This is a genomic window from Phocaeicola plebeius (assembly GCF_003437535.1).
Lineage (GTDB): Bacteria > Bacteroidota > Bacteroidia > Bacteroidales > Bacteroidaceae > Phocaeicola > Phocaeicola plebeius_A.
The window spans coordinates 62,273-77,401 of record NZ_QSQT01000004.1 but is presented as its reverse complement, the minus strand read 5'-3'; the positions used below and the strand labels follow the sequence as shown (position 1 = coordinate 77,401).

10 protein-coding genes are annotated in these 15,129 nt (G+C 46.2%); 4 read left to right on the top strand and 6 right to left on the bottom strand.

The window, feature by feature from the left end; genetic code table 11:
- Positions 1-119: 119 nt before the first annotated feature.
- Positions 120-2,291, top strand: coding sequence for a S46 family peptidase (locus tag DXD04_RS03295; RefSeq protein WP_117670855.1), 2,172 nt, complete (start codon positions 120-122; stop codon positions 2,289-2,291).
- On the top strand, positions 2,291-4,453 hold the full coding sequence (locus tag DXD04_RS03290; RefSeq protein WP_117670853.1) for a S46 family peptidase: 2,163 nt from the start codon (positions 2,291-2,293) through the stop codon (positions 4,451-4,453). The genes DXD04_RS03295 and DXD04_RS03290 overlap by 1 nt, the downstream gene beginning before the upstream one ends.
- 38 nt (positions 4,454-4,491) lie before the next feature.
- On the opposite strand, the gene xseB is transcribed toward DXD04_RS03290, so the two are convergent.
- Genes xseB through DXD04_RS03275 form a run of 3 tightly spaced genes read right to left on the bottom strand, consistent with a single transcriptional unit; the run spans position 4,492 to position 7,388 of the window.
- On the bottom strand, positions 4,492-4,701 hold the full coding sequence (gene xseB, locus DXD04_RS03285; RefSeq protein ID WP_007561272.1) for an exodeoxyribonuclease VII small subunit: 210 nt from the start codon (positions 4,699-4,701) through the stop codon (positions 4,492-4,494).
- A gap of 1 nt (position 4,702) precedes the next feature.
- Complete coding sequence (gene xseA, locus DXD04_RS03280; protein ID WP_117670851.1) at positions 4,703-6,007, bottom strand: exodeoxyribonuclease VII large subunit; 1,305 nt, start codon at positions 6,005-6,007, stop codon at positions 4,703-4,705.
- Complete coding sequence (locus tag DXD04_RS03275; RefSeq protein WP_117670849.1) at positions 5,997-7,388, bottom strand: S8 family peptidase; 1,392 nt, start codon at positions 7,386-7,388, stop codon at positions 5,997-5,999. Before DXD04_RS03275 ends, xseA begins: the two co-directional genes overlap by 11 nt.
- 124 nt (positions 7,389-7,512) lie before the next feature.
- Between DXD04_RS03275 and DXD04_RS03270 the strand changes: the two genes are divergently transcribed.
- Together DXD04_RS03270 and DXD04_RS03265 are read left to right on the top strand one after the other, a co-directional pair.
- Positions 7,513-8,886 carry an MATE family efflux transporter gene (locus DXD04_RS03270; RefSeq protein WP_117670847.1) on the top strand — a complete coding sequence of 458 codons (1,374 nt, stop codon included), beginning with the start codon at positions 7,513-7,515 and terminating at the stop codon, positions 8,884-8,886.
- Between the two features lie 69 nt (positions 8,887-8,955).
- Entirely contained in the window at positions 8,956-9,585 is a 630-nt protein-coding gene (locus tag DXD04_RS03265; protein ID WP_117670845.1) for a cytidylate kinase-like family protein, read from the top strand.
- A gap of 284 nt (positions 9,586-9,869) precedes the next feature.
- Here the strand turns inward: DXD04_RS03265 and thrC are convergent, their stop codons facing one another.
- Genes thrC through thrA form a run of 3 tightly spaced genes read right to left on the bottom strand, consistent with a single transcriptional unit; the run spans position 9,870 to position 14,841 of the window.
- Complete coding sequence (gene thrC, locus DXD04_RS03260) at positions 9,870-11,171, bottom strand: threonine synthase (RefSeq protein ID WP_117670832.1); 1,302 nt, start codon at positions 11,169-11,171, stop codon at positions 9,870-9,872.
- An 11-nt stretch (positions 11,172-11,182) separates the two neighbouring features.
- Positions 11,183-12,397 (bottom strand): cofactor-independent phosphoglycerate mutase, encoded by a 1,215-nt coding sequence (locus DXD04_RS03255; RefSeq protein ID WP_022054765.1) that lies wholly within the window; start codon positions 12,395-12,397, stop codon positions 11,183-11,185.
- An 11-nt stretch (positions 12,398-12,408) separates the two neighbouring features.
- Complete coding sequence (thrA, locus tag DXD04_RS03250) at positions 12,409-14,841, bottom strand: bifunctional aspartate kinase/homoserine dehydrogenase I (RefSeq protein ID WP_117670830.1); 2,433 nt, start codon at positions 14,839-14,841, stop codon at positions 12,409-12,411.
- Positions 14,842-15,129: the final 288 nt, after the last annotated feature.

Here is a 15,129-nt window from a genome sequence, read left to right as displayed (position 1 = left end):
TATATTATCAAAATTTATACTAAGATAGTGGTTTATTACCTTTTAAGTGAGCCGTGTGAGAATGGTGTGCGTTTTTTTACTATTTTTGTGCAATCTATATTTTAACACTATACATAACAATGAAAAAACTGAAAGTACTCGCACTCGCACTTGTTTGTGCTGTATTCTCTCCGGCCAAGGCCGATGAAGGAATGTGGTTGCTCCAGCTCATGCAGGAGCAGAACCTTGCGGACCGAATGAAAGCGCAAGGACTGAAAATGGATATCATGGATATCTACAACCCTGACCAAATTACATTAAAGGATGCTGTCGGAATTTTCGGACGCGGATGTACAGGTGAAATTATCTCACCCAACGGATTGATTCTGACCAATCACCACTGTGGATACGATGCCATCCAACAACATAGCTCGGTAGAACATGACTACCTGACCGACGGATTCTGGGCAAAAAGTTACCAGGAAGAACTTCCTACACCGGGATTGACCTTCAAATTCGTAGACCGTATTGTAGATGTAACGGAAAAAGTAAACGAAGACATCCGTAAAGGAAAAGTGACCGAAGCAGAATCATTCGGAAGCAAATACCTGAAGAAACTGGCTGCCGACGAACTGAAGAAAAGTGACCTGAAAGGCAAACCGGGCATCTCTACACAGGCTCTTCCGTTCTATGAAGGTAACAAATTCTACTTGTTCTTTATCAAGACTTACAGCGACGTGCGTATGGTAGCCGCTCCTCCTTCATCAATCGGTAAGTTTGGAGGTGAAACCGACAACTGGATGTGGCCGCGTCACACAGGCGACTTCTCTATGTTCCGTATCTATGCCGACAAGGATGGTAATCCGGCAGAATACAGCGCAGAGAATGTACCTTTGAAAGTAAAGAAACACCTGACTATTTCACTGAAGGGATTGCAGGAAGGCGACTATGCCATGATTATGGGATTCCCCGGAAGTACCAGCCGCTACCTGACAGAAAGTGAAGTACGCCTGCGCATGGAAGGTATCAACGTGCCGCGTATCACCGTACGCGAAGAACGCCAGAATATTCTCCGTAAGGAAATGGCTGCCAGCGACAAGGTACGTATCCAGTATGCCAGCAAGTTTGCCGGTTCAAGCAACTACTGGAAAAACTCCATCGGTATGAACAAGGCCATTGTAGACAACAAGGTTCTGGAAACAAAGGCAGAACAGGAAGCTAAATTTGCTGCTTTTGCCAAAGAAAAACAGAATGCTGACTATGCAGCCGTAGTAGGAAAGATTGACGAATACGTGAAGCGTGTCACTCCGCTGCGCACACAGCTGACTTATTTCACAGAAACTTTCAGAAGCGGTATCGAATTCACTCTGACTTCGAAGATGGAAGCACTTCAGGACTTGGCTACTGCCCTGCAGAAGAACAAGAAAAAAGATGTAGAAAAAGCCATCGCTACCCTGAAAGAAGCCTACGCTGACATCCACAACAAGGACTATGACCACGAAGTAGACCGCAAAGTGGCTAAAGTACTGCTGCCGCTTTATGCAGAAAAAGTACCGGCTGAAGCATTGCCTGATTTCTATCAGACCGTCAAGAATACATTCAAGGGCGATTACAATGCTTACGTAGATGCCCTCTACAACAACAGTATCTTCGCCAATGAAAAGAACTTCAACGCTTTCATCGAGAATCCGACTGTAGAAGCAATCAACAAGGACTTGTCGGCTGAATATGCTGCTGCAGTGAGCAAGAAATACAAGGAACTGGCAGACAAGCTGGATCAAGCCAACGGTGACATTAACCTGCTGCACAAGACTTACGTACGCGGTCTTTGCGAAATGTATGCACCGACTCCGAAAGCTCCGGATGCCAACTTTACGATTCGTCTGACTTACGGTAACGTAAAGGCTTACGATCCGAAAGACGGTGTACACTACAAATATTACACTACACTGAAAGGGGTAATGGAAAAAGAAGACCCGAACAATCCGGAATTCGTGGTACCAGCCAAACTTAAAGAGTTGTATGCTACAAAGAACTACGGACGCTACGCCCTGCCTAACGGAGAAATGCCGACTTGCTTCCTGACTACCAACGACATTACCGGCGGTAACTCAGGTTCTCCGGTCATGAACGGAAACGGTGAACTGATTGGAGCTGCATTCGACGGTAACTGGGAATCTCTGTCCGGTGACATCAACTTCGACAACAACCTCCAGCGTTGTATTGCCGTAGATATTCGCTACGTGCTGTTCATCGTAGAAAAATTGGGAGGCTGCAAGAACCTGATTGACGAAATGACAATTGTAGAATAATGAAGCATAAGTTATTATTATCCTTATTTGCTACCCTTTCCCTCACCGCTCATGCGGATGAGGGGATGTGGATGCTGACTGACCTGAAACAGCAGAATGCTGCCGTGATGCAGGATTTGGGATTGGACATCAGCATTGACCAGGTGTACTGTCCGGACAACATCAGCCTGAAAGATGCCGTGGTGCATTTCGGAGGCGGATGTACGGGGGAAGTCATCTCCTCGGAAGGACTGGTGCTGACCAACCATCACTGCGGATACGGCTACATCCAGCAGCATAGTTCAGTGGAACATGATTACCTGACCGACGGCTTCTGGGCGATGACGCGTGAACAGGAACTTCCGTGTGAAGGACTAAACGTGACCTTTATCGACCGGATACTTGACGTAACGGAATACGTGCAAAAGCAGTTGAAGAAGTCCAAAGACCCGGACGGAACTAACTACCTCTCTCCTTCTTTCTTGGCCAAAGTAGCTGAAAAGTTTGCCAAAAAGGAACGTATCCGCACCAACGAATTTACAACTTTGGAACTGAAACCGTTCTATGGAGCCAACAAATACTACCTGTTTGTCAAGACATCTTACAAGGATGTGCGTATGGTAGGTGCTCCTCCCTCTTCCATCGGTAAGTTCGGAGCAGATACCGACAACTGGATGTGGCCCCGCCACTGCGGTGACTTCTCTATCTTCCGTATCTACGCTACTAAGGACGGAAAGCCGGCCAATTACAGTGCCGAAAACGTACCTTTGAAAGTAAAGAAACACATTGCCATCAACCTGAAAGGGGTGAAGGAAGGTGACTTTACCTTCGTGATGGGATTCCCCGGACGCAACTGGCGTTACATGATCAGTGATGAGGTGGAAGAACGCATGCAGACTACCAACTTCATGCGCGACACCATTCGCGGTGTACGCCTGCGGGTGCTGGGAGAAGAAATGGCTAAGGATGCACGTACCCGTATCCAGTATGCAGCCAAGTATGCTTCATCGGCCAACTACTGGAAAAATGCCATCGGTATGAACGAAGGACTGGTACGCCTGAAAGTACTCGACCGCAAAAAACGGGAGCAGGAACAATTGTTAGCTTTCGGAGATTCCATCGGAAATGACAATTACCGGAAAGCCTACGAAAGCATCAAGCAGATTGTAGCACAGCGTCACGATGCAGTGTACCACCAGCAGGCGATTTACGAAGCCTTAATGCTGGGAACCGAATTCTATAAGGTACCCGATACGGATGCGTTGAGAGTGGCACTGGAAAGCCAGAAGCAAAAAGACATTGACGAAGCTGTTGCTGCCCTGAAGGAAGCCGGACAGAAGTTCTTCAACAAGGACTACAATCCGGAAGTCGACCGCAAGGTATCCAAACAGCTGATTGCCTTGTACGCCCGACTGATTCCGGCCGACCAGCGAATTGACATCTTCCAGACCATCGAAAAGGATTTCCAGGGAAATACCGATGCGTTTGTGGATGCCTGCTTCAACCAGTCCATCTTCAGAAGTCCGGAAGCACTGGATGAGTTCCTGAAGCAGCCCGATGCACAGCAACTGGAAAACGACCTGATGGTGAGATATGCCGCTTCCGTACGCAACGGATACCAGGCTACCAGCGATGCCATGCAGGAGGAAACCAATGCATACAACGCAGCTCACAAGACTTGGGTAGAAGGTGTATTGCAAATGAAGAAAACCAACGGACAGCCAATCTATCCGGATGCCAACTCTACTCTCCGACTGACTTATGGAAAGATTGGCTCTTACGAACCGGCTGACGGAAAGGAATACCTTTACTATACCACCTTGAAAGGGGTAATGGAAAAGGAGGACCCGAACAATCCGGAATTTGTGGTACCAGCCAAACTGAAAGAGTTGTATGAAAAGAAGGATTTCGGCCCCTACGCCATGCCCGACGGACGAATGCCGGTCTGCTTCGCCACTGCGACAGACAACACAGGAGGTAACTCCGGTTCTCCGGTATTCAATGCGAAAGGAGAGCTAATCGGTACCGGATTCGACCGCAACTATGAGGGACTGACCGGTGACATTGCCTACAACCCGCAACTGCAACGTGCGGCTTGTGTAGACATCCGCTATACCTTGTTCATCATTGACAAGTTTGCCGGTGCTTCTCATTTGCTCAAAGAAATGACCATCATCCGATAAACAGAAAAAGCCAGACTTTCCGGTCTGGCTTTTTTATTTCAGGCTTGTGCCTCATTATCTTCTTCCAAGATTTTCTTTATCTCCGCATCGGCCTTATACAGCTTGTTCTTACAGAACTTTATCAGCTTCTGGGCTTCCTGCAAGTATTCGCCCAACTGGTCAATATCCAGTTCATTGCTTTCAATGCGAGACACTATTTCCTCCAGGCGTTTCATCGCTTCTGAATAGGTTTCCTTCTTTGCTGCCATATCACTTATTTATTACTTTACTCCTAAATTTACCTTTTGCCAGACGGGTTTCCACTTCATCTCCTGGTTTCAACAAGGAAGCATCTGTCACCACCTTTCCATCCAGCAGAGTAAGGCTGTATCCTTTTTTCAATAACTTCTCCGGAGAAGCCGAATCTACCCGCTGTGCCAGCAGTTCCAGCCGATGTGTTTCACGCTGTACACGGTTCTGCAAAGCGGAAAGTAATCGGGGCATCAACTGCAAGCGGTAGTTTTCCTGCAACAAGCGCGACTGCCAGGCCGTTTTCATCCGGTTCTGAAATTTCTCCTGGCGGAAATTCTCCCGCTGCAACCGCATCTGCACCTGTCCCGGAATCCGGGTTACAAATGAATCCAACCGCTGTTTTTCCTGTTGCAGCAAACGAGGTACTTCCTGATAGATAACCTCCTCGTATGCCTCCAGCTCCTGTGCCGTCTGTCTTACATGATTAATCAGAAACTCAGCCGCAGCTGTCGGAGTCTTGACACGGGTATGTGAAATCATATCCAGCACCGTATCGTCTCGTTCATGACCGATTCCGGTAATAATAGGAAGCGGGAACTGTGCACAGTTTGCCGCCAAATCGTAGGTATCAAAACCCGAAAGGTCGGAAGTGGCCCCTCCTCCCCGGATAATCACCACCACATCCCAGTTATCGCGCGTCGCATTAATACGGTCGAGTGCCTGAATGATGGACTGTTCTACCTGTTCTCCCTGCATAATGGCCTGAAAAAGCCGGGGATAAAATACAAAGCCGAAAGAATTATGCAGCAACTGATTGCAGAAATCGCCATACCCGGCAGCCGTAGCCGATGAAATGACCGCAATACGCTGCGTCAGTACGGGAAGTTCCAGTTCCTTATTCAGTGTCAGGATTCCCTCCTCATCCAACTGCCGGAGAATTTCCTTACGACGGCGTATCATATCGCCCAAGGTATAGGTGGGGTCAATATTGACTACCGTCAGCGAGTAGCCATACAGCTCGTGGAAATCGACCGTGACTTTTACCAGTACCTTCAAGCCTGAAACGAAAGCCTGCCCCGTTTCCCGCTCAAAATAACTCCGCAAGCGGGTAAAGACATTTGCCCATATAATTCCTCGTGCCTTGGCCAGAAGCGCATTGCCGGTAGCATCTTTCTGCACAAACTCCAGATAGCAATGTCCGGAATAATTTACGCGTACATCGCTTAATTCAGCCTGCACCCAATATTCATCCGGCAGACAGGAGGTGATGCTCCGTCTGACCAATGAATTCAGTTCGAGTAAGGAAAGAGGTTTATTTTCCATCAGTATCCGCTTTCAGTTTCATGGCCAGTTGGTAGGCTTTCCACATATCCGTCACTCCATATCCGTAAATATTATCGGGATAAGCATTACGGTCGCTGGCTTCATGCACTACCTGAATGAGCTGCCGTACCGTAAGCCAAGGACACGCCTGCCACAAACAAGCCACCAGTCCGCAGAAAATAGGCGACGCAAAAGAAGTACCATTGGCAAAAGCGGTACCTCCGTCTACTCCTACCACTGCCGAATGTACGCCCATCGCCATGACATCGGGTTTGATACGCCCGTCTGCCGTATTACCGATGGAAGAAAAAGCGGCATTCACTCCCATATTATCGATGGCACCTATGGTCAATATATCTTCCGCATCGGCCGGAGGAGTGATTTTTTTCCATTCATCCATACCGGAATTTCCGGCACTGCATACCACCAAAAGCCCTTTCTTTGCTGCATACGAAGCAGAAGCGGCCATCAAAGAAGTATGCCCATCCAACTGACGATATGTATAATTATCAATCGGATCGTCAAATGAATAATATCCTAAGGAGGTATTGACAATATCCACTCCTACACTGTCGGCAAATTCCACTGCCGCAGCCCAGTTATCCTCTTCCACCGGCTGTTCCGTATCATTGTCTTCACTTCTTAACAGCCAGTAGCTTGCTTCGGGAGCTGTTCCCACCATGACATGAGGCGTATTCACAGCCATGCACGACAAGACTTTCATGCCGTGATTATGTTCGCCATAAATATCTGAAGAAGGATTGACAAAATCATGTGTGCCTAAAATCGTCGTATTCTTGAAGATTTTCATGGCATCCACATTATAAAAGCCAGCATCGATGACCGCAATCTGTATCCCTTTGCCTTTAAAGCCGGCCAGATGCAGACTGTCTCCATGGTGAATCTTGATTTGTTCGGCTCCCATTCCATAATAATCATCCTGCTTTTTCCACTGATTCTTCACCTGCTCCTTTCTGTCTTTGTTACGGGGCATAATGGAATCTGGAGATACCCATACTTTTTTGATGGAGCGGACAAATGAATTATCCAGGAAGCGCAAGGCAATAGCCTCATCGGGAACCTGCATCAGCACGGTATTGTTCCATTTGCTGGATGAGATGTATTTTCCTCCCTGCGACTCCAGGCGCTCAATATAGGCACGACAAACAGGCAGGTCGGTAGAATCAACGGCTACCCCCTGACTGGCACGACGGGCAAGTGCCCGTTCGGACAAAAAAGTTTCAGGATGTTCCAAAGAATGTACAGACTTTGACTTGTCAGTCAACTGCACTCTGTATTTATATAAACTCTCTGCCGAGACACTACTTCCGCAGAGCAAAAAGAGAAGAGCTAATCCTATTCTGTTCACTTTCATCCACATAGCTTTTATTTTGGAGCGCAAAGATACACAAAGTTTTCCCTGAATGCGGAAAAAAGTTTACCTTTGCACGATTTTTTTAGAAAATCTAAAGATTTCTGGATAACAATTAATAAGGTAAATAATTATGTCGCAAAAAGGAACAGCCACAGAACTTGGCACTGAACGAATTGGAAAACTATTGATGCAATATGCCATTCCGGCCATTATTGCCATGACTGCTTCTTCGCTTTACAACATGGTAGACAGTATTTTTATCGGACACGGAGTAGGTCCTCTAGCCATATCGGGACTGGCCATCACCTTTCCGCTGATGAACCTGGCTGCTGCCTTCGGTTCACTGGTGGGAGTCGGTGCCTCTACCCTCATCTCCGTTAAATTAGGTCAGAAGGATTATACTACCGCACAGCAGATTTTAGGAAACGTCGTATCATTAAACCTGATTATCGGGGTGCTGTTTACCATTGTCTGCCTCTTGTTTTTGGACCCCATCCTGTATTTCTTTGGCGCCAGTGAGGCTACACTGCCCTACGCCAAGGATTACATGGTGACCATCTTATTAGGAAATGTAATCACCCACATGTATTTAGGACTCAACTCGGTGTTGCGCTCAGCCGGACATCCTCAAAAGGCCATGGCCGCCACCATACTGACTGTTATTATCAACACTTTGCTGGATCCCTTGTTCATCTACACCTTCCACATGGGAATAAAGGGAGCCGCCGTGGCAACTGTCCTGGCTCAGGTGATTTCACTCTGCTGGCTTATCTGGATTTTCTGCAACAAAAATGAATTGCTTCACTTCCGGAGAGGCATTTATCGCCTAAAAAGAATACTAGTAGAAAATATCATCGGTATCGGACTGGCTCCGTTTTTCATGAACCTGGCCTCCTGTTTTATCGTCATTCTGATAAACAAAGGGTTAAAACTATACGATGGAGATTTGGCCATCGGTGCATTTGGAATCGTCAACCGCATTGTATTCTTATTCGTCATGATTGTGATGGGGCTCAACCAAGGAATGCAGCCCATTGCCGGCTACAACTTTGGTGCACAGAATTATCACCGTGTGAATCAGGTAATGAAATATACCGTCATCGCTGCCACCATCGTTACCACCAGTGGCTTCTTAGTGGGCGAACTGATGCCGGAACTGGCCGTAGCCGCCTTCACCACCGATTCACAGCTCATCCAGCTAAGTGCCAAAGGCCTAAGGGTAGTGGTCATGTTCTTCCCTATCATCGGCTTTCAGATGGTTACTTCCAACTTCTTCCAAAGTATCGGAATGGCCAAGAAAGCCATCATACTTTCTTTAAGCCGTCAGGTACTGATTCTGATTCCCTGTCTGCTTATCCTTCCACTTTTCTGGGGAGTAGACGGAGTGTGGTACAGTATGCCGATTTCTGACATAACCGCCAGCATCATTGCCGGAAGCATGCTCTACAGTCAGTTCCAGAAATTCAAACGACACGCTGCCGAAACCGGAATCGAAATAAAATAAAAGACAAAAAAGTGACATTTTTCCGCAGAAAGAATTATATTTGTTGTGTATCAACTAAAGAGTTACACTATGGACGGACACTATGTTATCAATCTCGGACGCCAGCTGGGCAGCGGCGGAAAAGAAATAGGTGAAAAATTAGCGAATGACTTAGGCATTGCCTTTTACGATAAAGAGCTTATCAACTTAGCTTCTGAAGAGAGCGGACTTTGCAAGGAATTTTTCGAAAAAGCTGATGAGAAAGCTTCTCAAACCATTTTAGGAGGATTATTCGGAACCCGTTTCCCGTTTATTACAGAAGGAGCCTATCCGTACAACTCCTATCTCAGCAACGATTCTCTGTTCAAAATTCAGAGTGATGTCATCCGTCATCTGGCAGAAAAGCAATCGTGCCTTTTCGTGGGAAGATGTGCTGACTACATTTTGCGCGACCATCCCAGATGTGCCAACGTCTTTGTGTCAGCCTCACCGGAAGCCCGTATTGAGCGACTGATGAAACTGCACCACATCAGCGCGGAAGATGCAGAAGACTTGATGGAAAAAGCGGACAAGAAACGTTCTTCCTATTACAACTACTACAGCTACAAGACATGGGGAGCAGCTGCTACCTATCATCTATGTATCGATTCTTCTGTATTAGGTATTGATGGTACCGTGGAATTCATCAAGAATTTTGTCAAGCTGAAACTTCATCTGTAAGAAAAGATAAAGACATAAAAAATAGAGAGGCTGTTCAACTGAGATTGAGCAGCCTCTCTATTTTTATACGAAACAAGCCATTCGGAATCTGACTTTTATAAAAATCCAGTACTTCTTAGGCAGTACTGGAGTACTCCCCTGAAAGTACTGCAGTACTTTCTAAGAAGTATTATAGTACTGCCTAAGAAGTACTGAGAACTTTGACTTTTCCTGATACAACTAGACGTTTTTTCTTTTTATAAACTGGAACAGTAGACACTTTGTACTCGTGTATCTGAGAAGGACTATTGTTTCATCAAGTAAGCTTTAAATGCCGCAAAGTCTTTCGACATCGGTACACTCTGTTTGGTACCTTTCATGAATGCCTGAAGCTTTTCCGGTATTTTTACTTCCACTCCAATGATGCTTTCCACTGTTTGAAGGAATTTTGCCGGATGAGCTGTTTCCAGGAACAAACCGACTTCCCCTTCTTTCAGTTCTTCTGCCAACGCACGGTATCCGCATGCACCGTGAGGATCGAGCAGATAACCTGTTTCTTCATAAACCTTCTGCACCGTTTCACGTATCTGCTCATCGGTATAGGTTTCGCCGCTGATTTCAGAAGCAATGGCATCGTGACTACCTTCGTACAAATCCAGTACCCGGGCAAAATTACTGGGGTCGCCTACATCCATAGCATTGGCAATAGTAGCCACCGACGGACGCGGACAATACTCTCCTGTCTTTAGGTATTGATAGAATATATCGTTACGATTATTAGCGGCAATAAAGCGTTTCACCGGAAGTCCCATACGCTTGCCAAACAATCCGGCTGTAATATTTCCGAAGTTACCGCTCGGCACACAAACCACCAGGTTATCGGCCTTACCGATTTTTTTCATCTGCGCATAGGCATAGAAATAATAAAAGGCCTGCGGCAGGAAACGGGCCACATTGATAGAGTTGGCAGATGTCAACTGCATGTGCTCGTTCAATTCTTTATCCATGAACGCATTTTTCACCAACGCCTGGCAGTCATCGAACGTACCGTCCACTTCGACCGCTGTGATATTACGTCCTAAGGTCGTGAATTGTTTTTCCTGAATTTCACTGACCTTTCCTTTCGGATAAAGCACATACACATGAATGCCTTCCACTCCAAGGAAACCATTTGCCACCGCACTTCCCGTATCCCCGGATGTAGCTACCAGCACATTGACCTGCTTCTTTCCTTCCTTACGGATAAAGTATCCCAACAGGCGGGCCATAAAACGACCACCTACATCTTTAAAAGCCAATGTAGGTCCGTGGAACAGCTCCAAAGAATAAATATTGTCTTTTACTTTTACTGCCGGTACATCAAAGTTCAATGTGTCATACACAATCTGTTTCAATGTTTCTGCCGGTACATCTTCTCCAAAAAAAGCATCTGCTACTTTATAAGCTATTTCTGGAAAAGAAAATGTCTCAATCTCGTCATAGAACGATTGTGGCAAGGGTTTAATCTGACGGGGCATATATAAACCCTTATCTGAAGCCAGTCCTCTTACCACAGCTTCTTCCAATGTCGCGTCTAATGCTTTTCCGTTTGTACTGTAATACTTCATATTGCTATCTGTTACTGAATATTCATAAATAGGTTCATAAACTCATCTTTCTCCATCAGGCCATATCCTCCTTCCTTGCAACTGATTTCATCATAAGTCTGCACGGCATCCGGCTCAATACCCGGATAATATATCAGGAAGGGAATCGGTTCATTGGTATGCGTTCTCAACTCACAAGGAGTAGGATGGTCGGGCAATACCGCAATGGCCACCGGCTCGTCCCATTGTTTTACTGCTTCATAGACCGGACCGACAATACGGCTATCCAAGTCCTCAATGGTTTTCAGTTTCAACGGAACATCTCCTTCATGACCCGCCTCATCGCTGGCTTCCACATGCAGATACACAAAATCATCTGTTTTCAGTGCTTCAATGGCAGCCTGAGCCTTCCCTTCATAGTTGGTGTTATACAATCCGGTAGCCCCTTCCACATCAATACAGCGCAAACCTGCATAACGGCCGATACCCCGAATCAAATCGACAGCCGTAATCACGGCTCCTTTTCGGATGGACGGATATTTCTCTGACAAAGGTTCCATCTGCGGGCGGTATCCCGGACTCCAGGGCCAGATACTATTGGCCGGGTCTTTCCCTTCCGCCACTCGTTTCAAGTTGACAGGATGCGTAGCCAGCAACTCTTGTGATTTCAGAATCAGTGCATTCAACAAATCGGCTGTTTCTTGTGCCTCAGGACAGAGTGCCTTCACCAGATTAGGACGGAAAGGCTGCAAAGGGATGTCATGCGGAGGCACACAAGCCAAGCGCTTATCTCCTCCCTTAATCACCAATAAATGACGATATTGCACTCCTGTGTAAAAATGAATGCGGTCGGAACCCAATTTTTCATCCAAAAAGCGAATCAGTTCATCAGCCTCTTCCGTAGAAATATGCCCGGCAGAATGGTTTTTCAACGTTTCTCCTTCCACACAGACAATGTTACAACGCATAGCCATGTCCCCATCCTGAAGGTCTACGCCAATACTGGCAGCTTCCAGTACTCCACGCCCTTCATACACCTTAGGTAAATCATAGCCCATCACAGACATATTGGCCACCTCACTTCCTGGATGGAAGCCGTCGGCCACCGTCTTCAATACGCCCGTACGCCCCATACTTGCCAGCTTATCCATATATGGCGTATGTGCATACTGCAGTAAAGTTTTGTCGCCTAAGGAAGGTACAGCCCAATCGGCCATACCGTCACCTAAGATAATTACATGTTTCATTTTTGTTTGGTTTAAATATTGGCAATACTCATTATATCCGCAAATACACCGGCAGCAGTCACACTTGCACCGGCACCGTATCCCTGAATCAGCATCGGATATTCATTGTAGCGCTCTGTGGTCAGCAAGATAATATTGTTGCTGCCAGCCAGGTTATAGAACGGATGATTGCGGTCTACTTCCTGCAAAGACACCTTGCCGTGTCCATCTTCCAGGCTTGCCACAAAACGCCAGCGTTTTTCCTCGCTTTCCAGTCTCTTGCGACGTTCTTCAAATTCTTTATCTAATTGTGGAATCCTTCTCCAGAAATCATCCAATGTACCTTCAAAATAGCTGTCAGGAATAAACAAGTCTGCTTCCACATCTTCCTGATTCAAACGGTAACCTGCCTCACGAGCCAGAATCACCAGTTTCCGAATTACATCCTTTCCGCTCAGGTCAATTCTCGGGTCCGGTTCCGAATAACCTTCTTCCTTCGCCTGACGGATAGTTTCACTCAGAGGAGTTGTCGCACTGATACGGTTGAAAATATAATTCAACGTGCCGCTCACCACTGCTTCAATCTTCAGAATCTTGTCACCACTGTTTATCAGGTCATTGATGGTATTGATTACCGGAAGACCAGCTCCTACGTTCGTCTCAAACAAATACTTCACTCCACGCTGGCGAGCAATTCTTTTCAGTTCCGCATAGATGTCGTATTCAGAAGAAGCGGCAATCTTGTTTGCTGCGACCACCGAAACATTGTGACTCAGCAAATCTTTATACAGTGCCGCAATATCGGGACTGGCTGTACAATCCACAAACACCGAATTGAAGATATTCATTCCCACAATCTCATCACGAAGAGTCTGAGGACAAGAAGGAATGCCTTTTTCATCCAATTCTTCTCTGAAATGTTCCAAATCAATTCCGGCACGCGTAAACAAGGCTTTATGGCCGTTGGCAATACCCACCACATGCAGTTTCAACCCGCGTTCCTGCTTCAGTTTTTCCTGCTGGCCATGAATCTGTTCAATCAAGCTGGCACCCACTGTTCCCGTACCACAGATAAACAGGTTCAATACCTGATATTCTGACAAGAAGAATGAATCATGAATCACATTCAGTGTCTTACGCAAGGAAGCACCTTCCACGACGAAAGAGATATTTGTCTCAGAAGCACCCTGCGCACAAGCGATGACATTGATACCGTTACGTCCGAGCGTACCAAACAATTTTCCGGCAATACCAGGAGTATGCTTCATATTCTCACCCACAATCGCCACAGTAGCCAACCCACCTTCCGCTTTCATCGGTGAGATTTCGCCCATTTCAATTTCTTTGGCAAACTCCTCATTCAGCACCTCACATGCCAGTTCCGCATCCTCATTTCTCACACCGATAGAGGTTGAGTTCTCAGAAGAAGCCTGCGAAACCAAAAAGACACTGATGCCATTTTCGGCCAACGTCTTGAAGATACGATGGTTCACGCCAATGACACCCACCATGCCCAAACCGGTCATAGTAATCAAGCAGGTATCATTAATAGACGAAATACCCTTGATAGGTTTCGAAGAATGGTCAGCTTCCTGCTTCACAATAGTACCCGGAGCCTCCGGATTGAACGTATTCTTTATCAGAATCGGAATATTCTTATGACATACCGGATAAATCGTAGGCGGATACACCACTTTCGCACCAAAGTTACACAGCTCCATAGCCTCCACATAACTCAACTCCGTAATAGGATAAGCCGTGCTGATGACACGCGGGTCAGCTGTCATGAAGCCATCCACATCCGTCCAAATTTCCAGAATATCCGCATCCAAAGCTGCCGCAATAATAGACGCTGTATAATCAGATCCACCTCTTCCCAAGTTGGTTACTTCTCCCGTATTCTTATCGGTAGAAATAAATCCCGGCACCAGAGAAACCTTCGGTATTTCACTGAAAGTCTCACGCACCAGCCGGTTCGTCAGCTCTGAATCAAGAATATGCTTATTATGTTTCTTTTCAGTCTTAATGAAAGTACGAGAATCGAACCACACTGCCCCCTCAATAAGCGTAGCCACAATGATGGAAGAAAGACGTTCCCCATAGCTCACAATCGTAGCAGAAGTTTTCGGAGAAAGGTCACGAATCAAATAAATACCCTGAAAAATATCCTTCAATTCGCTCAGCAGTTCGTTTACCAGATCCAGAAGCAACTCTCTTCCCCGCCCTGCCGGAATCACAGTGTACACCATTTCAATGTGACGGTTCACGATTTCCTTCATTTCCTTCTCATAAGCATCATCGCCCGAAGCGGCCATTTTAGAAGTACAAATCAGTTTATCGGTAATTCCCCCTAATGCGGAAACGACTACAATTACTTTGTCATCTATACCCTCTACTATACGCTTGACACTTAACATGCTATTGACAGAACCTACGGATGTTCCGCCGAATTTCAATACTTTCATAGGTTACCATTAATTTTTAGTCCGAAACCCAATGGTCCCGGTATATCTCCGTAAGGCCTTACACTACGGCACAAACAGAAACAATGAATTAAAATAAATCTTGATTGAATAAAATAATTGAAATGTCTGCATCCGCAGACGTGTATCACGTAGAAACACCAAACATACTATCCTCACCCCCTAGGGGTCATCCCTGTGGTAGATGTAATGAAAGGCATATACCCATGCCCGTTCAACAAGATGATATGAAGACAGTGTACAGTCATAGATTATTGTTTTTCCGTTGGC